Below are 26,575 nucleotides of genomic sequence, written 5' to 3'. Positions count from 1 at the left end.
GCGGCACGGCCGGTCCGCCGGGTGCGGATGAAGCGGGAGCGGTCCGGCCGATATACTCGCCCCGCGCGCCTCCTTAGCTCAGTGGTAGAGCACTCGCCTTGTAAGCGAGCGGTCGTCGGTTCAATCCCGACAGGGGGCTCCACGCACGAACGCCGCGCACCTGTTCCGGTGCGCGGCGTCTGTCGTCTCGCGGGTTCGGCTCGCGGGCCCGGGCTACCAGATGACGGCGAGGCCCGCGGCCAGCAGGGACAGGGCGCCGACGGACCAGAACAGGGCGCGCGGTACGGGTTCGCCGGTGCGCTTCTGCCGAGCACTGCCCATGCCGAGGATTCCGCCGAGGACGAGCAGGATCACCAGCTTGATGCCGATCTTCGGGTAGTTCAGCTCGATACCGGCCGGCCACGGCGCCGCGAGCGCGAGCCCGGTCAGCAGGGACAGCAGCAGTCCGTAGTCCATCACGCGGGTGAACCGGAACTCGCGAGCCACGAGTTGGGTGACCCAGCCGCCGAAGGTCACGGCGAAGCCGATGATGTGCAGGAAGATTACGACGTTGCGTAGTAGCTCCATGCGGTCACCATACCCAGCAGACACGGCCGAGTTCTGGATTACGAGAACGGGTTCACGGTGCACGATGGACGGATGAAGCACGACGAACCGGGCACCTCCGCCAACTCGACGTCCCCGACCGACGGCGTGGCTCCGGACGGGACCCGCCCAACGGCCCAGACCCGGGTCGGCACCTTCCGCGGGGTCGCCGGGGAACGGGCCGACGTGTGGCGGGGCATCCGGTACGCCCGCCCGCCCGTGGGGGAGTTGCGCTGGCGCCGTGCGATTCCCCTCGAGGAGGCCGATGCGCCCGAGGATGTGGTGGATGCCTCGACCTTCGGCGCGGTCTGCCCGCAACAACTCAACCCCGCCGTACGTCTCGGTCCCGATGTGGTCATGGACGAGGACTGCCTGTTCCTCAACGTCTGGACCCCGCCGGGGGCCGCGGAGCACGCCGACGACGCCGTCGGACTCCCGGTCATGGTGTGGCTGCACGGCGGCGCCTACGTGCTGGGGTCGGGGGCCCAGCCGTTCTACGAGGGCTCGAACCTCGCCGCCACCGGCGACGTGGTTGTCGTGACGCTGAACTATCGGCTCGGTGTGCTCGGGTTCGCCGACCTGTCGTCGATCGACCCGCGGTTCGAGTCGAATGCCGGCCTCAGTGACGTGCTCACCGCGTTAGGCTGGGTCCGCGACCACATCGCCGCCTTCGGCGGTGATCCCGACAAGGTGACGGTGTTCGGCGAGTCGGCGGGCGCGGGACTGGTCACCGCGCTGCTCACCATGCCGGCCGCGGCCGGGCTCTTCGGCCGGGCCATCGCGCAGAGTTCGCCCGTGACGTCGATGTACGGTGCCGACCGGGCCGCGCGGGTCGCCGACCAACTGCTCGAGGCCGCCGGCATCGACGCCGGTGGACTCGACACCGGCGAGATCGTCGGGCGTCTCGAACAACTCGACGGCATGACCTGTTCGGCGATCACCACCACCCTGTTCGAGAAGGTCCCCACCGAGGTGCCGGGGACCATCGCGTTCGCACCGGTCATCGACGGCGATCTGCTGCCCGAACATCCCCTCGACGTATATCGCGCGGGTCGGGCGCATCCGGTGCCGCTGATCATCGGGACCAACCGCGACGAGGCGAATCTCTTCAAATACATGAAGTCGCCGCTGATGCCGATCACCACCGCCGACATCGAGCGCATGTTCGCCGGGATGGCGAAGGAGTATCCGGACGTCGTCCTGCCCGAACGTGCGCAGGTGCTCTCCGCGTATTCCGGTCTGCGCCCGAAGGTCACCGGACTCGGCGTCGCGCGTGACGTGGCGTTCCGCATGCCCACGCTGTGGCTCGCGGAGGCGCATGCGCGTTCGGCGCCGGTCTATGTCTACCGCTACGACTGGACGACGCGAATGTTCCGGCTGCTCGGTCTGGGGGCCGCCCATGCGACCGAGGTCCCGTACGTGTGGGGGAATCTGGGCAACGGGCCGAAGGACATCACGTTCTTGCTCGGCGGACGTAAGCAGGGAGAAGCGGTGTCGGAGAGAATGATCCGACGATGGACCGCATTCGCACACGGTCAGGAGCCGGACGCCGGGGCGCTCGGGGATCCCTGGCCGACCTACGACACCGGCCATCGCCCGGTGTTGCGCATCGACGCCGAGGACCGGGTCGTGCAGAACCTCGACGGCGACATCTGGGAGGCGTGGGGCGACGAGGTGCTCGGCTTCCGTTGATGGGCCCCTCCGCTGGCCGAGCAGCGTCGTCGATGTCACCAAGTGGCTTCGACACGGCTCCTCGACCTCGACGCGCTCCTTCGTCGCTTGCTCGGCCCGGCGGCTGCGCTCGGTGCCGGCTCAACCAGCGGGTGGGGGCTTTCGCAGGCGGAGCGGGGTCGGGCCCCTCCGCTGGCCGAGCAGCGTGGACCGAGCGCAGCGAGGACGCCGTGTGTCGAGGTCACCTGTCTCGCAACAAGCCTCAGTCCCGACGGCAGTCCGCGCGAGCGTCGATGTGCGGGAGATAGGCGTCGCGCTGGGCGTCGGTGACGGGTGCGGTGCTGGCGCAGATCCAGTCGCGGGCCTCGTCGAGATCGAGCGTGTGCAGGTAGACGTTCCCGGTGGTGTCGCCGCCGGAGATGATGCGCTCGTCGGTGGGGAGTCGGGCGGGTAGTTGCCAGGTGGTGGTCGTGTCGGTGGTCGCGAGCAGCGTCCCGACCGGTTGCGGGTCGGTGAGCCGGCCGTCGTCGTCGAGGGCGAAACTGATCAGCTCGTGCGTCGCGGTACCCACCGTGAGGCGGTTCGGCGCGACGGACACCGTCGAGGCGAACATGTCCTCCTCCCGGTCGATCAGTTCGGGTTCGGCGTCCGTGCCGGCCGGCGGGAGCCGCCACGTGGAGAGGTCGCGGGAGGCGACCACCAGCACATCGCCGTCGAATACGGCCTGGGCGGCCGGCGCCTCGGTGGTGATGACGTCGACCGGGTCCGCGCCCGGCGACGTCAGGTCGTACAGGTAGACGCGTTTGTCGTCGGAGGTGACCGCGAGCCGCAAGCCGTCGGAGCTGAAGGCGACGTTGCGGATGAGGTCGGTGGGTCCGCGCAGCGGTGCGCCCACGCGTCGCGGGGAGCCGGGCACCGAGGTGTCCCACAGGGCCACGGTGGTGTCGGTGTCTCCGGTCGCGAGCAGATGGCCCGACGGCGCGAAGGCGACCGGGAACGAATAGCGGGTGGCGACGTCGAGGGCCGCGGCGCGTCGCGGGGCCGCGGTGTCGGTGATGTCCCACAACTCGACGAGCCCGCCGTTGTTGTTGGCGGTCGCGGCGAGGGTGCCGGGGCCGTTGAGGCTGACCCGCGGATGGTCGTTGACCCGACGCTGGATGGGCGTGCGCGATCGCAGGGTGAGGCCGTCGGACATCGTCCACAGGTTCAGGGTGGTGTCGGCGCCGACCGTCGCCAGGACTCGTTGGGCGTCGTCGGTGTCCACGCCGGTGATGGTCCCGCCGCGGTCGGGTTCGGTTCGGCCGGGCAGGCTCCAGACGTCGATCGTGCCGTCGGAGCGGCCGGAGACGAGTTGGCGGCCGCTGGGGTCGAACCGGGCCGCGAAGGTCCGCACCGAGCCCTGTTCGGAGGTCGTCTGCAGCGCCCACTGCAGGATCGGCGAGGCCGGGTTCGCGGTGTTCCACACCCGGACCAGGCCGTCGGCCCGGGCGGAGGCCAACTGCGCACCCGAACCGTCGAAGGCGATCGACCACGACCCGGCCGTGCTGTTGGGCAGCGACGTGCTCAGCGGGCGGGGTGCGAGTGGGTCGGCCACGTCCCACAGCTGGGTGTTCGGACTGTCGCCGGTGATCGCCAGCGAGCGGCTGTCCGGGCTGAACGCGACGGCATGGGTGATGCTGGGGAAGCCGGTCAGCGGCCCGCCCAGCGGCTGCGGCGATTCGCCGGTCGTCCACAGCCGGACGGTCCGGTCGTCGCCGCCGCTGGCCAGGACGCGTCCGTCGGGGCTGAAGGAGAGGGTGCGCGCCGCGGCGGTGTGGCCGCGCAGGACGGCCGTCTCCCGGATCGCTCCGGTCGGTGAGACGGCGTACATCGTGATCGTGCCGTCGTCGGACGATGCGGCCAGGGTCCGCCCGTCGGCGGCGAACCGCACCATGTAGACGGTGCCGTGGCCCGGGGACACCGTCGTCGCCAGCCGCGGGTTCGGTGCGTCGGTCAGGTCCCACATCCGGACGGAACCGTCCCCGCTGCTGCTCGCCAGCAGTTGCCGTGTCGGGTGGAAGTCGGTGCTGGTGACGTAGTTGCCGAAGCCGCGCAGGACCGCGACCTCCCGATAGTCCGACGAGCCGGACCGGGCCCAGACGCGCACGGTCCGGTCGCCGCTCGCCGACGCGAGCTGCGTGCCCGTCCGGTTGAACGACAGGTCGTAGACCGGGCCGGTGTGGCCGGTCAGCGGGGCCACCAGGGGCGTCGTCGCGGCGCCGCGCAGACGGCTCTGGACGGTCGGGTCGTCGGGATAGACCTCGTGGGCGACGAGCAACAGTCGCGCGGCCAGCGACGGGTTGGAGTACTGGATGCTGTCGATGTGCGACAACAGCGCCGAGCGTTCGGCGGCGTTGCGCTGTTCGCGCAGGTCGTGGGCCTGTCGGAAGCCGATGGCGGCGGTGATGGACGCCGCGATGGCCAGCACGACGATCACCGACACCGCGCCGACGCGCGTGATGCGGCGCCGCTGCTGCATGGCGACCGCCGCGTCGAGGAAGGCGTCGTTCTCGTTGCTCAGCAGATGCAGGTAGTCGCTGCGCAGGGTTCGTCGCCGGCGCTTGGCGTCCTCGAGGCGCGACCCGGTGTAGAGGAACGACCGGCCGCGCCCGTTGGCCAGCCACGCCGCGGTGTCGGCGTCGACCTGCTGGCGCCAGAGGTGGTTGTCGGTGTCGTCGGCGATCCACTCGGCCAGACGCGGCCAGGCGGTGAGCACCACGTCGTGCACGAGCATCACCGAGTCGGTGGACACCGTGAGCAACCTGGCCTGGGCGAATTCGTCGATGACGGTCGCGACCTCGGGCGGGAACCGGTTCGCGATGGTCGCCGTGGACAGCGGCACGCGCAGCGCGATGCCGGCCGGGCCGACGTGCACCAGGGCGAGGAGGACTGCACGCGCGAGATCCCGATGACGCGGATCGATCGCCGCCCAGGCCGTCTCGGCGGTGTCGGCGACCGCGCGGGCGATACCGCCGGTGGCCCGGTACCCGGACAGCGTCATGCGGTTGCCGGTGCGGCGTGCCCAGGTCGCCTGGAGAACGTGCGCCAGCAGCGGCAGGCGGCCGGCGCGGTCACCGCCGGTCGACGCCTCGTACAGCTCGGTGATCATCACGTCGGCGAGTCCGGTCTCGATGCGGCCGCCGGCGAGCCGGACGGGCGCGGTGATCACCTCGCGCAACTGCGTGCGGGTCATCTCCGAGACGATCACGCAGCGGTGCTGCCACGCATCGGCGAGGAACGGATGCTCGACGCACTGACTGAAGAAGTCGGCTCGCACGCCGACCACGACCACGACGTCGGACGCCAGTTCTTCGACCTCGCGCAGCGTCTCGGTCCGAAGCGGGTCCTCGAGCGAGAAGACGTTCTCGAACTGGTCGATGACGATGACCGGGTCCCCGGTCGTCGAGGCCGGCGCATCGGTGGCGCCCGGCTCGTCCGGGTCGGCGATGACGAGCCCGCTCGGGGTGATCTCGCCGAGTCGGGGCGACGACAATCGCGTGTCCCGGGCGAGGCCGGCACGGAGCAGCGATGATTTGCCCGATCCCGAGACCCCGGTGACCACCACCAGTCGCGACGCGGGGGACAGCGGTGGCGGTCCGGAGCGGGCCGACAGGATCGCATCGACGAGGGTGCTGACGACGTCGTCCCGGCCGAAGTACATCTGACTGTCGGCCGCGGTCAGGGTGGCGAGGCCGGGGAACGGCCGGGCATGCTGCGGTGCGGGCGGTTCGGCGGTGGGGGTCTCGTCGGGCGTCCGGCGGTCCCACATCTCCCGCCACTGCGGGATGGTCAGGACGTCGTCGGCCCCGGCGGCGACGGCGCGTGCGGTCAGCCAGACGAGCAGCGGTTCGACGGTCGCGAAGTCGCGGGGGAGATGACGGCCGTTGCGCCAGTCACTGATCCGCTGCGCCGAGACCCGGGCCCGTGTCGCCGCGGCGCGCAGCGTGGGCCGACCGGCTTGCACGAACAGACGCGTGAGTGCCTGACCGAAATCCACTCAGCTGTCCTTGTGCTCGCCCCGACAGATCGACCGCACCATCATGCGATAGCCGAACCCACCGCGCCACCATCGGCGATCCGATGTGGTGACGGCCACACCGCGGACCGCGGATCGCCGGACGTGGCGTGCGGATCCGGAACCGGTTCTGTCCGGTCCGGATAGTCCGTTAGCCGCTTGATCTGCGCGTATGTGCCGGTTTCCGGAACGGGGGTGGAGTGGTTCGCGTTCGTGGGGTCTGCTGGTGGGGCGCGACTCGACGGGGGTCGGGAAGCGCACAGGTTGCGTCGGTCGAAGGACACACCGAAAGTGTCGCGAAACACTGCCCGTCGGGGGCTGTGTGTCGTTCGGCCCACACGACCGCGCGGGTGCCGGACACCGGGTCGACAGGGGTCGGCGGTTTCCGGCACCCGCGTCCCCTCCTCGCCTGCCGGGTCACCCGTGCTGTGGGCGTCGATCACTACGATCTGTCCATGCGACCACCCCGGGTGCCCGTGCGATGAGCCGCCTGTTGATCTCCGACTCGCAACGCCGCACTCGCCTCATGCGCCGGCAGCACCTCGATGTCTCGTCTCGAGCCGCCGACTCCGTAGAAGCCGCCGCCACGATGGTCGGTTTGCACGCCACCACACCGTCGACCGTCCACCTCGCCGCATGGGCACGGGTCGGTCCGGAGCTCTCGCGTGAGTCGGTCGACGCCGCCCTCTACGACGACCGGACGCTCGTCAAGCACCTCGCGATGCGTCGCACGCTGTTCGTCTTCCCGCGGGACATCCTGGCCGAGTCCGTCGGAGCGCTCGGGCCGCGGATCTCGGCGTCGGAACGTACGAACATGTTGCGCGACCTCCGGCGCAGTCCCGACTTCGACGACCCGGAGGGCTGGATCGAGACCGCCCGGCAGGCGGTCCTGGCCGAACTCGCCGGTGGTGAGTCGCTGACCTCCACCGAACTCCGCGAACGTCTGCCCGCACTCGACGGTTACATCAGCCACGGCGCGGGCACCACATGGGCGGGACGTGCCCCGATGGGGCCGCGCGTGCTCAACATGCTCGACGCCGAGGGGGCGATCGTCCGCGGACCCAACCGGCTGCGCTGGCACCTGTCGCGGCCGGCGTGGACGTCCATGCCGCTCTGGCTCGGCGAGGATCTGCGGCCGATGAGCGTCCACGACGGGCACTGCGCGCTGATCGGACGCTGGTTGCGGACCTACGGGCCCGGCACCGAGACGGACCTGGTGTGGTGGCTGGGGTCGACGAAGACCGCGGTCCGCGCGGCCCTCGCCGAACTCGAGACCGTCCAGGTCGACCTGGAGGGTGGCGGAGTCGGCCACGTCCTGCCCGACGATCTACCCGACGGCACCGGGGTCGACGGCACGGGGGACGAGCCGGTCGAACCGCAGGCCGTGCTCCTTCCGGAGCTCGACCCGACCACCATGGGCTACAAGGAGCGCGGCTTCTATCTCGGCGGCCACGCGCCGCAGGTCTTCGACTCCGCGGGCAACGGGGGCCAGACCGCCTGGTGGGATGGTCGTATCGTCGGTGGCTGGTATCGCCGCGCCGACTCGACGATCGACGTCGTTCCGCTCGAACCGTTGTCCTCCGAAGCGCGTCGGGCTCTCGATGCCCGGGCCGAGGAGCTCGCGGCATGGCTGGGGGACGAACCGCTGAAGACCGGCTACACCGCGCCGTATGCGCGAGGGTTGTAGGTCGATGCTTTCGCTTGGTTCGACATCTGTCAATATTGATGAATGTCGAACCAGAACCTGCTGGCGACGGCCTCCCGCGGCATGACGACCCACGAGGCGGAGACCGTCGCTCCGGCGTTGAAGGCACTCGCGGACCCGGTCCGGTTGCGGTTGTTGTCCGAGATCGCCGCGCATCCGGGAGGTGAGGCGTGCGTGTGCGACATCTCCGGACCGTTCGACCTCTCGCAGCCGACGATCTCGCACCATCTGAGAGTGCTGCGCGAAGCCGGTCTGGTGTCGAGCGAGCGACGCGCGACCTGGGTGTACTACCGCGTGAACACTGGTGCGCTACAAGAATTGTCGGGGATGCTCGGCTGTCTCGCCACGGTCCTGGGGGAAGCACGTTCGTGTGAGGCCGGACGATGAACGTCACGGAAACCGCCGTCGCGGGCAGGCTGTCGATGCTCGACCGGTTCCTGCCGGTGTGGATCGGTGCCGCGATGGTGGTGGGTCTGCTTCTGGGTCGCATCGTTCCCGGCGTGGGCAACGCGCTGGCGGCCGTCGAACTCGACGGCATCTCGTTGCCGATCGCACTCGGGTTGCTGATCATGATGTATCCGGTGCTGGCCAAGGTGCGCTATGACCGGCTCGACTCGGTCACCGCCGACCGTCGCCTGCTGCTCGGGTCACTGGCATTGAACTGGATCATCGGACCGGCGTTGATGTTCGCGCTGGCCTGGCTCCTGCTCCCGGACCTGCCGGAGTACCGGACCGGACTGATCATCGTCGGGCTGGCGCGGTGCATCGCGATGGTCATCATATGGAACGACCTGGCGTGCGGTGACCGCGAAGCCGCTGCCGTCCTGGTCGCGCTGAACTCGGTATTCCAGGTGATCATGTTCGCCGTGCTGGGCTGGTTCTACCTTTCCGTGTTACCTGGCTGGCTCGGCCTCGAACAGACGACCATCGACGCCTCGCCGTGGCAGATCGCGAAGTCGGTCCTGATCTTCCTCGGCATCCCGCTGGTCGCCGGGTACCTGACCCGCCGGATCGGTGAACGGACCAGGGGGCGTGAGTGGTACGAGTCCGCGTTCCTGCCGCGCCTCGGACCATGGGCCCTCTACGGGTTGCTGTTCACCATCGTCATCCTGTTCGCGTTGCAGGGTGAGCAGATCATGTCGCAGCCCTGGGACGTCGCGCGTATCGCTCTGCCGCTGCTGATCTACTTCGCGGTGATGTGGGGCGGTGGGTTCGTGCTCGGCGCCGCGATGGGTCTGAGGTATGCGCGCACCACCACGCTCGCGTTCACCGCCGCCGGCAACAACTTCGAGCTCGCCATCGCCGTCGCGATCGCCACCTACGGTGCGACCTCCGGCCAGGCCCTGGCCGGGGTCATCGGACCGCTCATCGAAGTGCCGGTCCTCGTCGCCCTCGTGTACGTGTCCCTCGCGTTGCGGAAACGGTTCTCTGCAACACCCGACTCGACCGGGGAGCCCGCGCGCCATGTCTGACCTCATCAATGTGCTGTTCGTGTGCGTGAGCAACCGTGGCAAATCCGTGATGGCCGAACGTCTCTCGGTGACGGTCACCGACCGGATCGCGGCGTCGTCCGCCGGAACCAGTGCGAAGATCGGTGGGCAGGTCAACGAACTGTCCGCGCAGGTGCTCGCCGAGGTCGGAGCCGACGCCGGCGGACACCGGCCACGACAGCTCACGGACGAGATGATGCGAGCCGCGGACCTGGTCGTGGTCGTCGGCACTGCCGAGGTCACCCCGCCCGACGGGGTCCGTGTCGAGGTGTGGAACACCGACGAACCCTCCGATCGAGGCATCGACGGCCTCGAACGGATGCGGTTGATCCGCGACGACATCACAACTCGTATCCGCGACCTCGCCGACAGCTTGGAGGGGTGAGCGTTCAGAACGGTGGTGGGTCGGTGGCGTTCCACCCACCGACAAGAACGACGACGCTCGGTCAGCAGCAGGCTGTGCGAGCGTCGGCGGGGTCGGTGGCGCTACCGCCGCAGCACACCGACCCCTCGGTGGATTCGTCGACACCGCTCTCGGCCAACAGCTTCGGGCTGGTTCCGAAGGTGTCGGAATCCGCGAGCACGGTGTAGATCTCCCACTTTTCGTCGCTCGGACCGGTGACCCACACCTTGTCTTGCGTTGCGAAACAACAGGTGGAGTTGATCTCCTGCTGTGTGAACATGCCTTCGCCGGACAGTCGGGCGATCTCGGCATGCACCGTCTCGCTCGATTCGACCTCCACTCCGAGATGGTTGATCGTGCCGCCCCGGCCCGGGTTCTCCAGGAGCACCAGTTTCAGCGGCGGTTCGACGATCGCGAAGTTCGCGTATCCGGGCTTTCGCTTGGCCGGCGGGGTGTCGAACAGCTTGGAGTAGAACTCGATCGCGGTATCGAGGTCATCGACATTGAGTGCGAGTTGCATGCGGGACATGAGGGGAACCACCTTCACCTGTGAGACATATGTCGAAAACATTGGTTCTTGCAGGATGTCACCTTTTCGACATATGTCAATGACGAAGGTATGGTCGGCTCATGCCCAAGACCTTGCCGGTGGTCGACATCAGCGCTCCCATCTGCTGTCCGCCGGTGTCGTCGGCGCCGCTGGACGACGAGGCCGCTCTCGAGATCGCGTTGCGACTCAAGGCACTTGCCGACCCGGTGCGCATCAAGCTCGTGTCGATCCTCCTCGCCGACAAGGAGGACGGGATCTGCACGTGCGATCTGGCGACGGCCGTCGGACTCGCCGAGGCCACGACGAGCCATCACCTGGGGCAGCTGCGAAAGGCCGGCATGGTGGCGCCCGAGCGTCGCGGCATGAACGTCTACTACCGTGCCCGGCCAGAATCGCTGGAGGCCGTGCGCAACGTTCTCAGCGCGACCGCCGGCTGCTGCTGAACGCGGGGGCCCTACGACTGGTCAGGGGTCACTCACCGACATGCGGCGGGACGGCGGCGGGGTCGGCCATCACGTCGGTGCCGCCGAGTGCCTTGTTCGCGCGGCGTTCCACCAGGAGAGGTACGAAGTCGCGGACCTCGGTCCCGTCGAAGTGCTTGTACGCCTTTTCCACAGCCGCGGCGACGTCGTCCGGTGACCGGTGCGAGTAGAGGCCGATCAGCCGGTGCTGCACTTCGCTGATCTGACGAAGTTCGTCATTCGCATCCATGGACACAATTTAGTTCGAACACGACGAAGCGGTCTCTCCTGACGAATGGGTTCACGCACCGTTCATCTCGCCGCTATCGGCGCTCCACCTCGATCGGGGAGTGAGTCGACTGCCCGCAGGGCGAGACGGGGAGGGTCGGCGGTGAACGATCCGAGAACCTACGATGTCAGCCATGGTTCGTTCCGGCCGTCCCGTCGATCCCGTCGCACAGGCGCAGGCACGCGTGCTGATGGAGGAGCTCGAACGTGTCGCGGATTCCCTCGTGGACAGGCTGCAGAACGGAACCGGGGGCGAGAAGGCCCTCCGCACGGCGCGTCGGGAACTCTACGAAGTCCGCGAGCACGTACGACGCCTCCAGGACAGATACGAACTCTCCGCCTGACCGCGCGCCCCGCGTTTCGATGAATTCGAGGGTCGGACCGGGTCTGACCCGGTGGACTGTACTCACCATCGACATTCACCGAGCGAAAGGCACCGTCATGCGAGAGGAATCGTCATGAGCGCGGCATTCCCACCCGTCGCCGACCGCGACACCTGGGCGGCGGCGCTGGCCGACCTGCGGCGCCGCGAGAAGGCGGCGACCCGCGAACTCGACGCCATCGCCGCGCAGCGTCGTCGACTCCCGATGGTCGAGATGGACGACTACGTCCTCACTGGGCCCGCCGGGCCGATCCGTCTGGTCGACATCTTCGACGGACGCTCACAGCTGATCGTCTACAACCACATGTGGACCGACGGCGCCCGGTTCCAGTGTCCCGGCTGCACCGGTTTCACCACCCAGTTCAGCCGACTCGACTACCTCGCCGACTACGACGCACGGTTCGTCATCATCACGCACGGGCCGATCGACGAGGTGCTGGCGTACAAGCGGCGGGTCGGCAATCGCATGGACTGGTACTCGTCGGCGGGTACGACGTTCTCCGCCGACGTCGACGCCGCGCCGGGCGAGGGGTTCGCCGTGAATGTGTTCCTCCGGGACGGCGACACCGTCTATCGCACGTGGCACTCGACGGGACGCGGCACCGAACAGCTGGGCTTCACGTTCGGACTACTCGATGTGCTGCCCTACGGGCGGCAGGAAGAGTGGCAGGACTCCCCAGACGGATGGCCCCAGAGTCCGACCTATTCGCGGTGGCGTGGCTCGGAGGAGATGGCCGCGGCGTATGGTGATCCCGACGCTTGAGTTCACGTCGAGGTGAATCCGCTGGTCAGCGTTCACAGGAATCTCCCAGCGTGCCTACAGTGAGGTTCCAGGGCCGCCTGGGACTCTGGTCGTGTGAGTGAAGCGGCGAAACAGAACAACACGCGCGGCGCGAAGGTCCTCGTGGTCGACGACGAGGAGAACATCCGTCAATTGCTGTCGGTGTCGCTGAAGTTCCAGGGCTACGAGGTCGAGACCGCCGCCGACGGTCCGGCGGCCCTCGACCGATGCCGCATCGCCAAACCCGACGTCCTCGTCCTCGACGTGATGATGCCGGGAATGGACGGGTTCGGGCTGCTGCGCCGGCTGCGTGCCGACGGGGTGGAGGCGCCGGCACTGTTCCTGTCGGCGCGCGACACGGTGGAGGACAAGATCAACGGCCTCACCATCGGCGGTGACGACTACGTCACCAAACCCTTCAGTCTCGAAGAGGTCGTCGCCCGGTTACAGGTGTTGCTGCGCCGCAGCGGTTTCGACGACCAGAAGCGCGCGTCGTCGAAGATCACCTTCGCCGACATCGAACTCGACGACGAGACCCACGAGGTGTTCAAGGCGGGCGAACTGGTCGCCCTCTCGCCGACGGAGTTCACGCTGTTGCGCTACTTCATGGTCAACGCGGGCACGGTGTTGTCGAAGCCGCGCATCCTCGACCACGTCTGGAACTACGACTTCGGCGGCGAGGTGAACGTCGTCGAATCCTATGTGTCGTACCTGCGGCGCAAGCTCGACACCGGGGACAAGCGACTCATCCACACCCTCCGCGGCGTCGGCTACGTGATGCGTGAGCCCCGTGACTGATGCGACGGTGACGAGTGCCGGCCGCGGCACGCGGAAGCGCGGTGTCCCACTGCGGATCTCGATGGTGGCGCTGACGGTGTTGCTCGTCGCCGTCGGACTCCTCGCCTCCGGTGTCGCGGTGACCTCGTCGATGCGGCAGGACCTCATCTCCCGCGCCGACGAGGGGCTGGAGAACGCGGTACGCACGTGGGCCGAACCCCGTGGTCTCCTCGGCGACGGCCCCGGCCCACCCGGGCCGCGTCGGCCGCCGTCGCCCTACTACGTCGAGTCCGTCGTCTACGGGCCCGGCGGGATGTCGGCCGACAACGTCTACAACCAGTTCGACGACGCACCCGACCTCAGTGGACTGACCGGTGACAACGCCGGACCCGTCACCGTCCCGTCGGTCGACGGGGACGGGCCGCAGTGGCGGGTCATCAAGCACAGCAACAGCTTCGGCAGATCCATCGTGGCCACCCCGATGTCCGACATCGACGACACGGTCAGCAGGCTGGTCTGGCTGCAGCTCGCGATCGGCGCGCTGGTCGTCCTGCTCATCGGGGTGCTGAGCTACGTCCTGGTGCGCACGAGTCTGCGCCCGCTCCGCCGGGTCGAGGAGACCGCGCACGAGATCGCGGAGGGCAATCTGACGCGGCGGGTGCCGCCGGCGCCGCCGAACACCGAGGTCGGCAGTCTGTCGGACTCGCTGAACCGGATGCTCGGCCAGATCCAGCATGCGTTCGCCTCGACGGCCGCGTCCGAACAGCAGGCCCGCGCCTCCGAGGAGCGGATGCGCCGTTTCGTCGCCGACGCCAGCCACGAACTACGGACCCCGCTCACGTCCATCAAGGGATTCGCCGAACTCTATTCACAGGGCGGCGTCCCCGACGTGACCGACGCGATGCGGCGCATCGACGACGAGGCCGGCCGGATGAACCTGCTGGTGGAGGATCTGCTGATGCTCGCGCGACTCGACGCGCAGCGGCCGCTGGACTCGGCACCCGTCGACCTCCTCGGCCTGGCCGCCGATGCCGTGCAGAGCGCCCGTGTCGCCGCCCCCGAGCGCGAGATCCGGCTCGACGTCGTCCCGGGCGATCGGCCGCCGGTCGTGCTCGGCGACGGGCCCCGCCTGGTCCAGGTGCTGCGCAACCTCATCGGCAACGCCGTGAACCACACCCCGGCGGACGCCTCGATCACGGTCGGGGTGAGCGTCGACGACGCCGCGAGCCCCGGGGAGGCGGTGCTGACCGTCGCCGACACCGGGCCGGGGCTCTCGCCCGAGGACGCCGAGCGCGTCTTCGAACGCTTCTACCGCGGGGACTCGTCCCGACATCGCGGCTCCGGCGGCGGTAGCGGCCTCGGCCTCTCGATCGTCGCGGCACTGGTCGCCGCGCACGGCGGCCGCGTCGGTGTGGACACGAGCCCCGGTGCGGGAGCGACGTTCTGGGTGCGCCTACCGCTCGCGGAGGCCGATTAGATCAACCGGCGCAACTTCGCGAATTCGGTGACGTCGTCGCGGAACCGGTCGAGTCCGACGAGCGTGTACATCCCGTCGATCTGCCGGTTGGCCCACAGCTGGTGGATGCGGCGTAGGTCGGATTGCCGTGACTTCCAACCGATCCCGTCGATCACCGCGAGGACGAGCTGGGTCGGCAGCCGCACCTCGGCCATCTCCTCGATCTCACGGACCGCGTCGGTGAGTTTGGAGCCCGTCGAGTCGAAGCCCTTGGCCGCGACCACGATGTCGGCCGACGCCGGGTCGCCGACGATGAGGTCGGCGGGCGCGGTCCGGCCGTTGCGTCCCGCGAACCGCGAGCGGGTGACGTAGTCGAGGCCGATGTCGCGGGCGATGTCCTCGATCTCGTCCTCGACACGCCGGCCCGACGCGCCCGCGCGGGTGGCGGTGGCGCGGGTGCCGGCGCGGGCCACGAGAATGTCGGCGAAGGTGAACGTGCGGGACAGCTGGGTGCGCAACATGCGGACCAGGTCGAATTCGGTGTCGAGCCAGGTCACCAGCTCGACCGGTTGTGCGCGCGCCAATGCATGCCACCCACTGGTGTCGAACCGGTCGCGTAGGGCGTTCTTCAGCTTCTCCTGGGACAGCCCGACGGCGAGCCCCAGTACGGGGACATCGGTGGGGTTGTCACGCACCCACGCCGCCAGTCCCGCGATGTCGGTGTCGAGCAGTTCACCGAGACGCGCCGTGGCCTGGGTGATCCGCTCGGCCTCCGGCGTCGACGCGGTGGGGTCGACGTGAGAGGTCAACCGTCCCAACGATTGCAGATAGTCGTCGAAGTCGCCCGCGGTGCTCATCGTGGAAAGTCGTCCACTCAGTCCCGGCCGATGAACAGGTACTCGCTCACGTCGCGGCGGGTCGCCGCCGCGTGGGTGCCGAAGCTGTACTTGTGGTCGATCGCGATGACCTCCACCGACGGCTTGACCTTCCCGAGCAGGTCGACGATTCGGTCCTTGCCCGGCAACGCATTCGACGAGTACGACAGCACGATGGCGCCGGCGTCCTCGAAATGCTCGAAGGTACGCAGCAGCGCGTCCTCGATGGTCCGCTTGTAGGCGAACGGCGTGAAGCGTTTCGGCAGCTTCTTGGTCTTGGTGTTCTCCATGATGCTCATCCCGCGCCAGTAGGCCGACAGGCCTTCGAGGAAGTGGTAGCGCTTGATGTAGTCGTTGTCGTCGGTCGGCGGGGCATACGGGGGATCGAGGTACACGAGGTCCGGTGCTGCCCAGGGTAATTCGAGGTCGAAGATGTCGCCCTGCACGCTCCGGCTGTTGCGTCCGTTGCTGAACACGGTGGCGTTGTAATCCGCGGCTGCCCGCAGACGGAAGTGGTCGCGCAGCGACATCGTCAGGTCGCGACGACCGTCGGCGTAACGCGTCGAGTCGGTGAAGGTGAATACGCCACGGGGCTGTTTGCGGGCGGCCGAGAGGACGAGGGCGGCGATCGCGAGATCGCGTCGGTAACCGCGCAGTGCGTCGATGTGCGACCACGCGGAGTCGAGGAACGCACGGTCCTCGGTGGTGAAGTACAGCCCGTCGAAGGTCCGCGAGATGTAGTCGCGATCGTCGGCGGGCGGACCGCAGATTGCTTCGACCAGTTCCGGCTCGAGCCGGACACTCGAATTGGCCACCGACGCGCGGGTGATGATGTGCGGGAAGTTGAGGAAGTCGTTGCTGACGACCTCGAAGCCCTGCGCCTTCAGCAGATAGGACACGACTCCGGAACCGGAGAAGGCGTCGACCGCGGTGGTTCCGCCGATGTCGGCGAAGGTGCGTTCGAGGTGGGGCAGCAGCCGGTATTTGGAGCCCATGTACCGGAGGCGGGGGAACCGTTGGGCGCGGGCCAGGATGTCGCTGGATCCGACGACGGCTCGGGACGTGCGTCCTGCCCGGGATGATTCTGGCCCACTCACACCGAAAAGAATGTCATGGACCCCTGACATCCCGGGACAACACTCGCCGTCGCCGGCGGCGTCACCGTGGCGACGCCCGCAACACCTAGACTCGGCCCATGGCATCGGTCTTCAGCATGATCATCAATGGCGATCTCCCGGGTCGATTCGTCTGGAAGGACGGCGAGGCGGTCGCGTTCCTCACGATCGAACCGGTCACGCCCGGTCACGTCCTGGTGGTTCCCCGCGCCGAGGTCGACCACTGGGAGCAGATGGACACCGCCGCGTTCGCGCACCTCAGTGCCGTCGCGCAGAACGTGGGTCGCGCGGTGAAGGACGCCTTCGACGCGCCGCGGATGGGCCTGCTCATCGCCGGCCTCGAAGTCCCGCACGTGCACGTCCACGTGTTCCCGGCGCTCTCGATGCAGACCTTCGACCTCGCGAACGCGAACAAGAACGCCCGCCCCGAGGACCTCGACGCCGCGGCCGAGAAGATCCGCGCCAGCCTCCGGTCGCTCGGGTACGGCGAGTACGTCGCCGACTGACCCGACCGTCCGGCAAACCCACCACTTTTCGGCGAACCCACCCCTCGTCAGGGTGCTGGGTATGCCGAAAAGGGGTGGGTTTGCGTAGGGCTCACACCGTCCGGTGGATCAGCAGCGGTAGCACCGCGGTGGCGCCGGCCTCGCGGAGGGCGGCGGCGGCCAGGGTGATCGGCCAGCCCGAGCCGTTGGCGTCGACCACGAGCAGCACGGCGCGGCCCGCGACGTCGGGCGGGTCGCCGAGGTGGTCGCGCCAGTACGCGGCCTCGACCGCGCCGGTCGCGTCGGTGGGCGGATCGCCCATGCGCACGGGAAAGCTGTCGCCCTCGCGTTTCCCGACCTTCCGCAGGTGGTCGGCCAGGGTCTCGGCCAGGACGGTGCCGGTCAGCCGGAGCGACACGATGACGTCGGCCCGGATACCGGTGTCGCGCACCCACGCGGCCAGCGTCGCAACCGCGGCGTCGCTCAACTCGGCGAGCGCGCGCTCGTCGCCGTTGCGGGCCGCGGCCAGCACCTCGACCCACTCCGGGGCGTCGGCATGGGCCAGGACACGACCCGGCTCGGCCAGGAGATCGGCGGGAATCCCTCCGCGACGGCCGAATTCGCCGCCCGGCCACATCTTGCGGGGGTCCAGGGTCTGGGCCTTGCGACGCAGCGTCGAGGTCACGGTGCGGACGATCTCGGCGTCGACCGAATCGGGGAGTCCTTCGCTGAGGGCGCCCCGGCAGACCGAGCAGCGACCGCAGTCCGCGGCCTGCGGGTCGTCGAGTGATTCGGTCAGCAGCCGCATCAAACAGGTGCGCCCCGCGATGTAGGCGCGCATGATGTCGGCCTCCCGACGGCGCACGGCGAGGATGCCCTCGTAGTGCTCGGACTCGTAGGTCCAGGGCTTGCCCGTGACAACCCACCCGTCTGGGGTTCGGTCGGTGACGCCGTCGACCGCCAGCTGCTTGAGCATCAATTCGATTCGGGTGCGCCGGAATCGGGTGGCAGCCTCGAGCTGCACCACCGACTGCGGCTCGTCCGCGGACTCCAGCGCGCCGAGCAGATCTCGCATCTTGTCCGGGTCGGGGATCGTCGCGGTGGCGAAGTGGTCCCAGATCCGATCGTCGGTCTGTGACGCCAAGAGCATCACGACGGCGTCGTCGAGGGCGCGTCCGGCACGGCCGACCTGCTGGTAGTAGGAGACCGGCGACGGCGGGGACCCGACATGCACGACGAATCCGAGATCGGGTTTGTCATAACCCATTCCGAGCGCCGACGTCGCGACGAGGGCCTTGACCTCGTTGCGCAGCAACGCGTCTTCGAGTTCGTGGCGGCGGTCGGCGTCGAGCTGGCCGGTGTAGGCCGCCACCGCGACGGAGTCACCGTGGACCGCCCGGATGGCCTCGACCAGGCGGTCGGCGTCGGCGACGGTCAGCACGTACACGATGCCCGACCCCGGCAGGGCCGGCAGCGCCTGGGCCACCCACCCGTACCGCTGGACCGGGGAGAGGCCGTCGAGGACGTTGAGGTGCAGAGACTTTCGCGCCAGCGGGCCGCGGAGGACGAGGGTGGGCTCACCGCCGGCCCCGGCGTCGAGCTGGGCAGCGACGTCCTCGGTCACACGGCCGTTGGCGGTGGCGGTGGTGGCCAGGACGGGCGTCGTCGGGTTGACGGTGCGTAGCACGTCGGCGACACGGCGGTAGTCGGGGCGGAAGTCGTGACCCCAGTCGGAGACCGCATGCGCCTCGTCGATGACGAGCAGACCCAGGTTGCCGGCGAGGGCGTCGAGGACCCGGCGGCCGAAGCCCGGGTTGGCGAGCCGCTCCGGCGACACGAGCAGGACGTCGAGGTCGCCGGCGCGCAGCTGTGCCTCGATCATCGACCACTCGTCGACGTTGGACGAGTTGAGGGTGGCCGCCGACAACCCGCCGCGGGCGGCGGCGGCGACCTGGTCGCGCATTAGGGACAACAGCGGGGACACGATCAGCGTCGGCCCGCCACCGCCCGAGCGGATGATCGCGGTCGCCGACCAGTAGACCGCCGACTTGCCCCACCCGGTCGCCTGGACCACCAGGACCCGCGCACCGCGTTCGGTGGGGTCGGCGGGGCGGCCGGCCAGCGCGGTCACGGCCCGGAGCTGGTCGTCACGCAGCGCGGCGCCCTCACCGGCCAGGCTGGTGATGACGCGGTTGGCGGCGGTCAGCTGGTCCGGGGCGAGGGTTGCGGCCATGCGCCCCAATGTAGTGGCGCCGTCGGACACGCTGACATGGTCTGTCCACACGCCCCGATCACAGGGCGCATGCGTTCACAGGAACCTGGCAGCTCGCACGCAGAGTGACGGGAGCCTGGGGACCGAGAGTCGTCGGCATGATCCCAGAAGCACCGCCGGGCGACACGGCACTCATGTACACCCTCGCCGACAGCTCCACACCGAATCCGGTACTCGACATCGTGGTCCCCGTCTACAACGAACAGGCCGACCTCGCGTCGTCGGTGCGTCGTCTGGCCGACCACCTGCGCGCGCATGTGCCGTACGCGTCGCGGATCACCGTCGCCGACAACGCCAGCACCGACGAGACCCTCGAGATCGCCGTGGCACTGGCCGGTGAACTCGAGGGCGTTCGCGTCGTCCACCTCGAACAGAAGGGCCGCGGACGCGCGCTGAGCGCGGTGTGGCAGCACAGCGACGCCGAGATCGTCGCGTACTGCGACGTCGACCTCTCGACCGACCTCAACGCCCTGATGCCGCTCATCGCCCCGCTGGTGTCGCGGCACTCCGACATCGCGATCGGGACGCGCCTCAACCGCTCCGCACGCGTGGTCCGAGGACCCAAGCGCGAGTTCATCTCCCGCTCGTACAACCTGATGCTGCGCACTGCGATGGGCGCCCGGTTCTCCGATGCGCAGTGCGGATTCAAGGCCATGCGCACCGACATCGCCCGCGAACTGCTGCCGTTCGTCGCCGACACCGGTTGGTTCTTCGACACCGAGCTCCTGGTCCTCGCCGAACAGATCGGTCTGCGGATCGCCGAGGTGCCGGTGGACTGGGTCGACGACCCCGACAGCACCGTCGACATCGTGCCGACCGCGATCGCGGATCTGAAAGGCTGTGCGCGCGTGGGGCTCGCACTCGCGATGGGCCGGTTGCCGATCGCCCAGCTACGCGCCTCCATCGGCCGCGACCGGGCCGCGGGACCACAGCTCGACGGGGTGCCGACGGGCATGGTCGGGCAGCTCGCCCGCTTCTGCGTGGTGGGCGTGGCCTCGACGCTTGCCTATGCGGTGCTGTTCCTCGCGCTGCACTCGTTCCTCGGCGCCCAGATCTCGAACGTGGTCGCCCTCGCGATCACCGCGGTCCTCAACACCGCCGCCAACCGGCGCTTCAGCTTCGGCATCCGCGGACGCGACAACGCCCTGCGTCACCAGCTCTTCGGCCTCGGCGTCTTCCTCTTCGGCTGGGTCGTCACCTCGGGTGCGTTGTTCGTTCTCCACACCGTCGCCCCCGACGCGACCAAACACATCGAACTGATGATCCTGGTGATCGCGAACCTGGTGGCGACGCTCACCCGGTTCGTCGGTCTCCGCTGGGTGTTCCGCAAGGCACCCGCTCACCACACGGAGGTTGCCGCATGAGTACCACCCTCGTCTCCCCGGCGGGCTCCGTTGCGCCCGCAGACTCCCTAGGAGTGACGCGTTCACCGGCGAAAAGTGCCATCTGGGAACGTCTCTCGCTGGCGGCGCTACTGGTCGGCACCACGGTGGCCTATCTGTGGAACCTGTCGATCAACGGGTGGGCCAACTCCTTCTACTCGGCTGCGATCCAGGCCGGTTCCCAGTCGTGGAAGGCGTGGTTCTTCGGGTCGTCGGACATGGCGAACTCCATCACGGTCGACAAACCGCCTGCCTCGCTGTGGATTCCGGGTCTCAGCGCCCGGATCTTCGGGGTCAACTCGTGGTCGATCCTGGTGCCCGAGGCGCTGATGGGCGTCGCCTCGGTGGCGCTGCTCTACCTGATCACCCGGAAGTACTTCGGCCACTGGGCCGGCATCGTCGCGGGGGTGACCCTCGCGGTGACCCCGGTCGCGGCGATGATGTTCCGCTTCGACAACCCCGAGGCGCTGCTCATCCTGCTGATGATCGCCGCGGTCTGGTCGATGATGAAGGGACTCGAGGACGGTCGCTGGCGGTGGTTGATCCTGACCGGCGTGTTCGTCGGCTTCGGTTTCCTCACCAAGCAACTCCAGGTCATGCTGATCGTGCCCCCGCTGGCGATCACCTACCTCGCGTTCGGGCCGCGTGGTTGGTTGCGCCGGATCGGACAACTGTTCGCCGCGCTCGGCGCGATGATCGTCAGCGCGGGCTGGTGGATTCTGGCCGTCGAGCTGTGGCCCGCATCGTCGCGTCCGTACATCGGTGGCTCGCAGAACAACTCGATCCTCGAGCTGACCCTCGGTTACAACGGCCTGGGCCGGCTCAACGGCAACGAGACCGGCGCCGTCGTCCCCGGTGGTGGGGGAAACGCGATGGAGGGCATGGGCGGTGGACCGGGTGGCCCCGGAGGCGGGGGCGGCGCGTGGGGCGAGACCGGCTGGCTGCGGATGTTCGAACCCGCGCAGGGCGGTCAGATCGCCTGGCTCATCCCGACCGGCCTGATCCTCGCCGCCGTGGCACTCGTACTGATCGGCAGGGCCCGACGAACCGACCCGCGCCGTGCGTATCTGGTCGTCTGGGCGCTGTGGCTGCTGGTCACGATGGGTGTCTTCAGCTTCATGGCCGGGATCTTCCATCAGTACTACACGGCGGCACTGGCTCCCGCGGTCGCCGCGGTCGTCGCCGGCGGCGCGGCGGTGTGCTGGTCGCACCGGGACCGGCTGTGGGTGCGGATCGCGCTCGGGATCTCCGTCGCGGCCGCCGCGATCTGGGGCTTCGTCCTGCTCGATCGCACACCCGACTTCGTGCCGTGGCTGCGATACGCGGTCCTCGTCGTGGGACTCCTCGCCGCGGTGGCCATGGTCTTCACCCAGCGTCGGACCGTCGCGGCCGCAGCGCTCATCGGGGCCATCATGGCGGGCCTGGCCGGGCCGGTCGCCTACACCGTCGACACCATCGCGACCGAGAAGAGCGGATCCATCATCACCGCCGGACCGCGCGTCGAGGGCGAATTCGGTCCCGGTGGCGGTGGGCCGGGTGGACGAGGTGGCCCGGGTGGACCCGGCGGACGGGGCATGCCCGGCATGCCACCGCAGGGATCGGGAGCACCCGGGCAGGGGATGCCCGGTATGGGTCAACAGGATGGGGGCGGTCGCGGTGGCGACGGAGCCGCCGGGGGACTGCTCCGTGGTTCGACGCCGTCGGCGGCGCTCGTGGACAGGCTCACCGCCGACGCCGACGAGTACACGTGGGTCGCAGCTGCCGTGGGCTCGATGTCGGCGTCGGGCTACCAGCTCGAGACCGGACACTCGGTGATGCCGATCGGCGGATTCAACGGCAGCGATCCGTCGCCGACCCTGGCCGAATTCCAGCAGCTCGTGGCCGCGAAGAAGATCCACTACTTCATCGGTGGCGGTTCCGGTCCCGGTATGGGGGGCGGCATGGGCGGCAACTCGTCGCAACCGTCGTCGCAGATCAGCACCTGGGTGCAGGAGAACTTCACCGCCGCAACCGTCGACGGCGTGACCCTGTACGACCTCACCCAGCCCACGAGCTGACCGGCGCCGACACCGTTTGGGCGGTCACGGGTACCGGCGTTTAGAGTCATGGACGTGCGCGTACTCGTGATCGGCTCGGGCGGCCGCGAACATGCCCTCCTCATCGGTCTGGCGAACGATCCGGCGGTCACCGACCTGCACGTCGCCCCGGGCAACGCCGGCACCTCGTCGATCGCCACGAACCATCCCGTCGACGCCGTCTCCGGCGACGCGGTCGTCGCGCTGGCACGCGAGATCGGCGCCGACCTCGTGGTCATCGGTCCCGAGGTGCCCCTGGTCCTCGGGGTCGCCGACGCCCTGCGCGCGGCCGGCATCGCGACCTTCGGTCCGAGTGCCGAGGCCGCGCAGATCGAGGGGTCGAAGGCGTTCGCGAAGGACGTCATGAAGGCCGCGGGGGTCACGACCGCCCACGCCGAGATCGTCGACAACCCCGCCCGGCTCGACGCCGCGCTCGACCGCTTCGGCCCGACCTGGGTGGTCAAGGACGACGGACTCGCCGCAGGCAAGGGCGTCGTCGTCACCGCCGACCGCGACGTCGCCCGCGATCACGCGGCCGAGTGCCTCGAGAGCGGCCACCCCGTCCTGCTGGAGAGCTTCCTCGACGGGCCGGAGGTGTCGCTGTTCTGCCTCGTCGACGGCGAGACCGTGGTGCCCCTGCTGCCCGCGCAGGACCACAAGCGCGTCGGGGACGACGACGCCGGACCGAACACCGGCGGGATGGGTGCCTACACGCCGTTGCCCTGGCTGCCCGCCGAGATGACCACGCGCATCGTCGACGAGGTCGTCAAACCCGTTGCCGCCGAGATGGTTCGACGAGGCATCCCGTTCTCCGGCCTGCTGTACGCCGGTCTGGCGATCGGGTCTGACGGGCCCGCCGTCGTCGAATTCAACTGTCGCTTCGGCGATCCGGAGACCCAGGCGGTGCTGGCCCTGCTCGAATCGCCGCTCGGGCAGGCGCTGCACGCGACCGCCACCGGCACCCTCGCCGACCTCCCGCCGCTGCAGTGGCGCGACGGGGCCGCGGTCACCGTCGTGGTCGCCGCGGAGAACTACCCCGGCAAGCCGCGCACCGGCGACCTCATCACCGGTGCCGACACCGACGGGGTTCTGCACGCCGGCACCGCGCGCAACGCCGACGGCGCCGTCGTCTCCTCGGGTGGGCGGGTGCTCGCGGTGGTGGGCACCGGCGCCGATCTCGCCGAAGCCCGCGAGCAGGCCTACGCGCGGATCGCGAACATCAAGCTCCCCGGTTCGCACTTCCGCCGCGACATCGGCCGCAACGCCCTCGAGGGCCGGATCAGCATCTGAGTCTCGCTCCCTCGTTCCCGTTCACCGAAATCGGTTGAGCGAGAACGAAATAGGGAATGACGGTCGACTCAGACCGCCAGGTTCCGCCCGAGGAACTCGACCTGCTCGGGCAGGACGCTGCGCCAGTAGCGATTGGTGTGACCACCCGCCGCGGTCCCGAACGCCGCCGGTGGCCGGAGTCCGGCGGCCCACTGCCGTGTGTAGGTGTAGAACTGGTCGCTCGAGCCGATGTTGATCAGCAGCGGGATCTTCGCGAACTTCGGCTGGGCCCCGAACAGCGAGTTCGCCTGGTAGTCGGCGAGGCCGTCGAAGGCGCGCGGCGGGAAGTTGCGCGGGTCGGCCCACATCGCGGGGGAGCTGACCGCGACCGCGGCGACACGCGGCGAACCCAGCATGGCCGCCAGGCGCAACGCGCCGTACCCGCCCATCGACCATCCGAACAGGCCGATGCGTTCGGTGGACAGGTCCAGGTCGGGGTTGCTCGCGAGCATCGGCAGGAACTCGTCGAGGATCATCGCGCCCCCGTCGGCGCCGTCGGTGCGTCGGTGGTAGTAGTTGCGCCCGATGTCGGCGGCGGCCAGCGCGAACGGCGCGTTCCCGGCGTCGACGTACTGCTGCATCACCGACTGCATCTCGAGCTTCGGCCCGAAGATCGACTTCTCGTTGGTGTTGAGCGCGTGCAGCACGACGACGACGGGCAGGGTGCCCGTCACCCCGTTGGGCCGGGCGACGGCCCAGCGCGTGTCACGCCCGGCCATGCGCGCCGAGCGGAAGCTGCCGGTGATCAGCGGTGGGCCGCCGGTGACCGGTGGCGGCGACGCCTCGACCGGTAGTTCATCGTCGGCCCGACCCTCGAGCTTGCGGGGCTCCACCGACGTCGGCGGGGTCGACCCCGAGCACGCGGCGACCCCCAGGGCGGCGGCGCCGAGGCCGGCGGCCAGGACAGCACGACGCCCGACGAACGCACGGGCGTGTTCGTCGGGATTGCTGGGGAGGGGTGGCACTCGGGTCATCGAGTCAACAGGGTAATGGCCGACCCCCGTCCCGCCGCAACGGAATGGCTCCCGACGCGCACCGTTGTGAGGAATTCCTCTCAGCTGTGCTGCCAGAAACCGTCGTGGACCTCGTGTGCGGCGTCGATCGCGAACGGACCGCGTACCACGATCGGCCGACTGCCCGCCTCGAAGACCCGTCGGCACGGCATCGCCAGCGTGGGATTGGCGGGATCGTCGCCGGTCATCTCCCGCAGGTCGTCCTCGCCGAGCGCGTAGACGACCGTCCCGACCCCGGCCCAGTAGATCGCGCCGGCGCACATGGCGCACGGCTCGGTGCTGGTGTACAGCGTCAGCTCGGCGCGCGTGTCGAGATCGAGGTGCCCGACCGCGCGGACGACGTTCGTCTCGGCATGCCCGGTCGGGTCACCCGAGGTGTCCACGGAATTCATCGCTTCGGCGACCACGCTGCCGTCCGGCGCCACAAGCAGTGAGCCGAACGGGTGGTCGCCGCGCGTCCGGGCCCGGGCGGCGAGGTCGATCGCCTGCCGGAGATGGGTGATGTCGGGGTCCTCGTGACTGTCGGGGGACATGTCCCGATCGTCGCACGGTTCCGCACGCCGGCGTGGGGCGAACGGCGAGTGTCTCAGGCCTGCCCGACGAGTTCACAGCTGAAGTCGACGGGCCGCGCGCGCCGGTCGAACTCGACGTGCGCCACCGACTCGCCGTCGGTGACGTCGCAGATCGGCGACCGGCCGCCGTCGGAGCCGGTGCGCCAGCTGATGTGCCAGCCGCGTCGCGCGGCCATCCCGTGGATCGCGACCCGATGATCGTTGACCGCAAGTGATCTCATCACCGTCGGCATCGTGGTGGCGAAGTCGGCGAAGGTCGGTTCGGGCAGCGCGACGTCGTCGAGGAGGTACACCGCGAGATCCCCGTCGTCGTGCTGTGCCGTCCAGTACGGACTGATCCCGGTGCTCTCGACCGCGGCCGCGGCCACGATGTCGATCGCCTGCGTCCGGTAGTCGGCGATCTGGTCGCGAGAGAGGCTGGGCGGCAACGACACCCGGGGAACGGCGAAATCATCGACGCCGAATCGGGCGCCGACGTCGCGCAGCGCGGCGGCTGGACCCGCCGGTTCGCCGCGAGGATGGGCCCACCCCCACACGATCGCGTCCGATTCGATGACCGCGATCAGGGTGGCACGTGAACGGACACAGTCGCGGTGCCCGTCCGGGTCGGACGAGGCCGTCGAGGTGAAGACGACGGACCGCTCCGCCGGGTCGCAGCGCGACTCGAAGCTACCGAGCCGTTCGCGCAGGAAGTCGGCGAACGCGACCTGCCGCAGACAGGTGTAGAGCGCCGCGTAATCGGCGACAGCATGGAGGCCGTCGAACTGCATGAGGTCACGGTAACCGCGGGTGTGGTCGTCGTACCCCTCTGTCCGACGTCCGACTGACGGCCGACCGCCGTCGGGCATTCCGCC

The 26,575-nt window shown here is 69.2% G+C and carries 24 protein-coding genes and 1 tRNA gene; 15 read left to right on the top strand and 10 right to left on the bottom strand.

The window, feature by feature from the left end:
* The first annotated feature begins 67 nt into the window (after window positions 1–67).
* Window positions 68–142, top strand: a tRNA-Thr gene (locus B1818_RS00580).
* A 71-nt stretch (window positions 143–213) separates the two neighbouring features.
* Here the strand turns inward: B1818_RS00580 and B1818_RS00575 are convergent.
* Window positions 214–567, bottom strand: coding sequence for a Fe-S protein (locus tag B1818_RS00575; RefSeq protein WP_065631513.1), 354 nt, complete (start codon window positions 565–567; stop codon window positions 214–216).
* Window positions 568–639: 72 nt separating this feature from the next.
* Here B1818_RS00575 and B1818_RS00570 point away from each other — a divergent pair, with 72 nt between their 5' ends.
* Window positions 640–2,277 (top strand): carboxylesterase/lipase family protein, encoded by a 1,638-nt coding sequence (locus tag B1818_RS00570; RefSeq protein ID WP_175401152.1) that lies wholly within the window; start codon window positions 640–642, stop codon window positions 2,275–2,277.
* A 241-nt stretch (window positions 2,278–2,518) separates the two neighbouring features.
* On the opposite strand, the gene B1818_RS00565 is transcribed toward B1818_RS00570, so the two are convergent.
* A complete protein-coding gene (locus tag B1818_RS00565) occupies window positions 2,519–6,292 on the bottom strand; it encodes a PD40 domain-containing protein (protein ID WP_078111681.1) in 3,774 nt (1,257 codons plus the stop codon).
* A gap of 499 nt (window positions 6,293–6,791) precedes the next feature.
* On the opposite strand from B1818_RS00565, the gene B1818_RS00560 reads away from it, so the two are divergent.
* From B1818_RS00560 to B1818_RS00545, 4 genes are read left to right on the top strand one after another with little or no spacing between them, the layout of a single operon-like run.
* On the top strand, window positions 6,792–7,997 hold the full coding sequence (locus B1818_RS00560; protein WP_078111680.1) for a winged helix DNA-binding domain-containing protein: 1,206 nt from the start codon (window positions 6,792–6,794) through the stop codon (window positions 7,995–7,997).
* Window positions 7,998–8,039: 42 nt separating this feature from the next.
* The gene (locus B1818_RS00555; protein ID WP_058251244.1) at window positions 8,040–8,402 is read left to right on the top strand and encodes a helix-turn-helix transcriptional regulator; all 363 of its coding nucleotides are present in this window, start codon (window positions 8,040–8,042) and stop codon (window positions 8,400–8,402) included.
* Entirely contained in the window at window positions 8,399–9,487 is a 1,089-nt protein-coding gene (gene arsB / locus B1818_RS00550) for an ACR3 family arsenite efflux transporter (RefSeq protein WP_058251243.1), read from the top strand. Before B1818_RS00555 ends, arsB begins: the two co-directional genes overlap by 4 nt.
* Window positions 9,480–9,890 carry a low molecular weight phosphatase family protein gene (locus B1818_RS00545; protein WP_058251242.1) on the top strand — a complete coding sequence of 137 codons (411 nt, stop codon included), beginning with the start codon at window positions 9,480–9,482 and terminating at the stop codon, window positions 9,888–9,890. Before arsB ends, B1818_RS00545 begins: the two co-directional genes overlap by 8 nt.
* A gap of 61 nt (window positions 9,891–9,951) precedes the next feature.
* Here B1818_RS00545 and B1818_RS00540 read toward each other — a convergent pair whose 3' ends face one another.
* A complete protein-coding gene (locus B1818_RS00540) occupies window positions 9,952–10,437 on the bottom strand; it encodes an ArsI/CadI family heavy metal resistance metalloenzyme (RefSeq protein ID WP_058251414.1) in 486 nt (161 codons plus the stop codon).
* Window positions 10,438–10,538: 101 nt separating this feature from the next.
* On the opposite strand from B1818_RS00540, the gene B1818_RS00535 reads away from it, so the two are divergent.
* Window positions 10,539–10,901 (top strand): Rv2640c family ArsR-like transcriptional regulator, encoded by a 363-nt coding sequence (locus B1818_RS00535; RefSeq protein ID WP_058251241.1) that lies wholly within the window; start codon window positions 10,539–10,541, stop codon window positions 10,899–10,901.
* A 28-nt stretch (window positions 10,902–10,929) separates the two neighbouring features.
* Here the strand turns inward: B1818_RS00535 and B1818_RS00530 are convergent, their stop codons facing one another.
* Window positions 10,930–11,169 carry a three-helix bundle dimerization domain-containing protein gene (locus B1818_RS00530; protein ID WP_058251240.1) on the bottom strand — a complete coding sequence of 80 codons (240 nt, stop codon included), beginning with the start codon at window positions 11,167–11,169 and terminating at the stop codon, window positions 10,930–10,932.
* A gap of 172 nt (window positions 11,170–11,341) precedes the next feature.
* On the opposite strand from B1818_RS00530, the gene B1818_RS00525 reads away from it, so the two are divergent.
* The 4 genes from B1818_RS00525 to B1818_RS00510 all read left to right on the top strand — a co-directional run bounded on the left by B1818_RS00525 (window position 11,342) and on the right by B1818_RS00510 (window position 14,624).
* Complete coding sequence (locus B1818_RS00525) at window positions 11,342–11,551, top strand: hypothetical protein (protein ID WP_058251239.1); 210 nt, start codon at window positions 11,342–11,344, stop codon at window positions 11,549–11,551.
* A gap of 114 nt (window positions 11,552–11,665) precedes the next feature.
* Complete coding sequence (locus tag B1818_RS00520; RefSeq protein ID WP_058251238.1) at window positions 11,666–12,352, top strand: DUF899 family protein; 687 nt, start codon at window positions 11,666–11,668, stop codon at window positions 12,350–12,352.
* A gap of 93 nt (window positions 12,353–12,445) precedes the next feature.
* Window positions 12,446–13,168, top strand: a complete 723-nt coding sequence (locus B1818_RS00515; protein ID WP_058251237.1) for a response regulator transcription factor — start codon at window positions 12,446–12,448, stop codon at window positions 13,166–13,168.
* 61 nt (window positions 13,169–13,229) lie between these two features.
* Window positions 13,230–14,624: a cell wall metabolism sensor histidine kinase WalK gene (locus B1818_RS00510; protein WP_175404308.1), complete on the top strand. Its 1,395-nt coding sequence runs from the start codon at window positions 13,230–13,232 to the stop codon at window positions 14,622–14,624.
* Here B1818_RS00510 and B1818_RS00505 read toward each other — a convergent pair.
* Together B1818_RS00505 and B1818_RS00500 are read right to left on the bottom strand one after the other, a co-directional pair.
* Window positions 14,621–15,460: a hypothetical protein gene (locus B1818_RS00505; protein WP_058251235.1), complete on the bottom strand. Its 840-nt coding sequence runs from the start codon at window positions 15,458–15,460 to the stop codon at window positions 14,621–14,623. The genes B1818_RS00510 and B1818_RS00505 overlap by 4 nt on opposite strands.
* 17 nt (window positions 15,461–15,477) lie before the next feature.
* A complete protein-coding gene (locus B1818_RS00500) occupies window positions 15,478–16,473 on the bottom strand; it encodes a DNA adenine methylase (RefSeq protein WP_058251234.1) in 996 nt (331 codons plus the stop codon).
* Between the two features lie 200 nt (window positions 16,474–16,673).
* Here B1818_RS00500 and B1818_RS00495 point away from each other — a divergent pair, with 200 nt between their 5' ends.
* Complete coding sequence (locus B1818_RS00495) at window positions 16,674–17,099, top strand: HIT family protein (protein WP_004020640.1); 426 nt, start codon at window positions 16,674–16,676, stop codon at window positions 17,097–17,099.
* A gap of 91 nt (window positions 17,100–17,190) precedes the next feature.
* Here B1818_RS00495 and B1818_RS00490 read toward each other — a convergent pair whose 3' ends face one another.
* A complete protein-coding gene (locus tag B1818_RS00490) occupies window positions 17,191–19,311 on the bottom strand; it encodes a RecQ family ATP-dependent DNA helicase (RefSeq protein ID WP_078111679.1) in 2,121 nt (706 codons plus the stop codon).
* 137 nt (window positions 19,312–19,448) lie between these two features.
* On the opposite strand from B1818_RS00490, the gene B1818_RS00485 reads away from it, so the two are divergent.
* The 3 genes from B1818_RS00485 to purD are packed head-to-tail and all read left to right on the top strand — an operon-like array spanning window position 19,449 to window position 24,097.
* Window positions 19,449–20,714, top strand: coding sequence for a bifunctional glycosyltransferase family 2/GtrA family protein (locus tag B1818_RS00485; RefSeq protein ID WP_078111678.1), 1,266 nt, complete (start codon window positions 19,449–19,451; stop codon window positions 20,712–20,714).
* The gene (locus tag B1818_RS00480) at window positions 20,711–22,789 is read left to right on the top strand and encodes a glycosyltransferase family 39 protein (protein WP_078111677.1); all 2,079 of its coding nucleotides are present in this window, start codon (window positions 20,711–20,713) and stop codon (window positions 22,787–22,789) included. Before B1818_RS00485 ends, B1818_RS00480 begins: the two co-directional genes overlap by 4 nt.
* Window positions 22,790–22,843: 54 nt before the next feature.
* Window positions 22,844–24,097: a phosphoribosylamine--glycine ligase gene (gene purD / locus B1818_RS00475; protein WP_175401151.1), complete on the top strand. Its 1,254-nt coding sequence runs from the start codon at window positions 22,844–22,846 to the stop codon at window positions 24,095–24,097.
* Window positions 24,098–24,165: 68 nt separating this feature from the next.
* Here the strand turns inward: purD and B1818_RS00470 are convergent, their stop codons facing one another.
* From B1818_RS00470 to B1818_RS00460, 3 genes are all read right to left on the bottom strand, one after another.
* Complete coding sequence (locus B1818_RS00470) at window positions 24,166–25,110, bottom strand: alpha/beta hydrolase family protein (protein ID WP_058251229.1); 945 nt, start codon at window positions 25,108–25,110, stop codon at window positions 24,166–24,168.
* A gap of 80 nt (window positions 25,111–25,190) precedes the next feature.
* Window positions 25,191–25,682, bottom strand: coding sequence for a nucleoside deaminase (locus B1818_RS00465; RefSeq protein WP_058251228.1), 492 nt, complete (start codon window positions 25,680–25,682; stop codon window positions 25,191–25,193).
* A 53-nt stretch (window positions 25,683–25,735) separates the two neighbouring features.
* Window positions 25,736–26,491, bottom strand: a complete 756-nt coding sequence (locus tag B1818_RS00460) for a DUF6882 domain-containing protein (RefSeq protein ID WP_058251413.1) — start codon at window positions 26,489–26,491, stop codon at window positions 25,736–25,738.
* Window positions 26,492–26,575: the final 84 nt, after the last annotated feature.

Origin of the sequence: Gordonia sp. IITR100 (assembly GCF_002009645.1) — a bacterium.
Lineage (GTDB): Bacteria > Actinomycetota > Actinomycetes > Mycobacteriales > Mycobacteriaceae > Gordonia > Gordonia hongkongensis.
This window is presented reverse-complemented; position numbering and strand designations above follow the sequence as displayed.

Excerpts from the sequence above, each read along its gene's own strand:
- B1818_RS00495 (WP_004020640.1), top strand. The coding sequence starts at position 16,674 with ATGGCATCGGTCTTCAGCATGATCATCAATGGCGATCTCCCGGGTCGA.
- B1818_RS00480 (WP_078111677.1), top strand. The coding sequence starts at position 20,711 with ATGAGTACCACCCTCGTCTCCCCGGCGGGCTCCGTTGCGCCCGCAGAC.
- B1818_RS00530 (WP_058251240.1), bottom strand. The coding sequence starts at position 11,169 with ATGGATGCGAATGACGAACTTCGTCAGATCAGCGAAGTGCAGCACCGG.
- B1818_RS00520 (WP_058251238.1), top strand. The coding sequence starts at position 11,666 with ATGAGCGCGGCATTCCCACCCGTCGCCGACCGCGACACCTGGGCGGCG.
- B1818_RS00465 (WP_058251228.1), bottom strand. The coding sequence starts at position 25,682 with ATGTCCCCCGACAGTCACGAGGACCCCGACATCACCCATCTCCGGCAG.
- B1818_RS00470 (WP_058251229.1), bottom strand. The coding sequence starts at position 25,110 with ATGACCCGAGTGCCACCCCTCCCCAGCAATCCCGACGAACACGCCCGT.
- B1818_RS00510 (WP_175404308.1), top strand. The coding sequence starts at position 13,230 with ATGGTGGCGCTGACGGTGTTGCTCGTCGCCGTCGGACTCCTCGCCTCC.
- B1818_RS00570 (WP_175401152.1), top strand. The coding sequence starts at position 640 with ATGAAGCACGACGAACCGGGCACCTCCGCCAACTCGACGTCCCCGACC.
- B1818_RS00545 (WP_058251242.1), top strand. The coding sequence starts at position 9,480 with ATGTCTGACCTCATCAATGTGCTGTTCGTGTGCGTGAGCAACCGTGGC.
- arsB (WP_058251243.1), top strand. The coding sequence starts at position 8,399 with ATGAACGTCACGGAAACCGCCGTCGCGGGCAGGCTGTCGATGCTCGAC.
- B1818_RS00560 (WP_078111680.1), top strand. The coding sequence starts at position 6,792 with ATGAGCCGCCTGTTGATCTCCGACTCGCAACGCCGCACTCGCCTCATG.
- B1818_RS00485 (WP_078111678.1), top strand. The coding sequence starts at position 19,449 with ATGATCCCAGAAGCACCGCCGGGCGACACGGCACTCATGTACACCCTC.
- B1818_RS00540 (WP_058251414.1), bottom strand. The coding sequence starts at position 10,437 with ATGTCCCGCATGCAACTCGCACTCAATGTCGATGACCTCGATACCGCG.
- B1818_RS00490 (WP_078111679.1), bottom strand. The coding sequence starts at position 19,311 with ATGGCCGCAACCCTCGCCCCGGACCAGCTGACCGCCGCCAACCGCGTC.
- B1818_RS00460 (WP_058251413.1), bottom strand. The coding sequence starts at position 26,491 with ATGCAGTTCGACGGCCTCCATGCTGTCGCCGATTACGCGGCGCTCTAC.
- B1818_RS00505 (WP_058251235.1), bottom strand. The coding sequence starts at position 15,460 with ATGAGCACCGCGGGCGACTTCGACGACTATCTGCAATCGTTGGGACGG.
- B1818_RS00555 (WP_058251244.1), top strand. The coding sequence starts at position 8,040 with ATGTCGAACCAGAACCTGCTGGCGACGGCCTCCCGCGGCATGACGACC.
- B1818_RS00525 (WP_058251239.1), top strand. The coding sequence starts at position 11,342 with ATGGTTCGTTCCGGCCGTCCCGTCGATCCCGTCGCACAGGCGCAGGCA.
- B1818_RS00575 (WP_065631513.1), bottom strand. The coding sequence starts at position 567 with ATGGAGCTACTACGCAACGTCGTAATCTTCCTGCACATCATCGGCTTC.
- B1818_RS00500 (WP_058251234.1), bottom strand. The coding sequence starts at position 16,473 with ATGGGCTCCAAATACCGGCTGCTGCCCCACCTCGAACGCACCTTCGCC.
- B1818_RS00535 (WP_058251241.1), top strand. The coding sequence starts at position 10,539 with ATGCCCAAGACCTTGCCGGTGGTCGACATCAGCGCTCCCATCTGCTGT.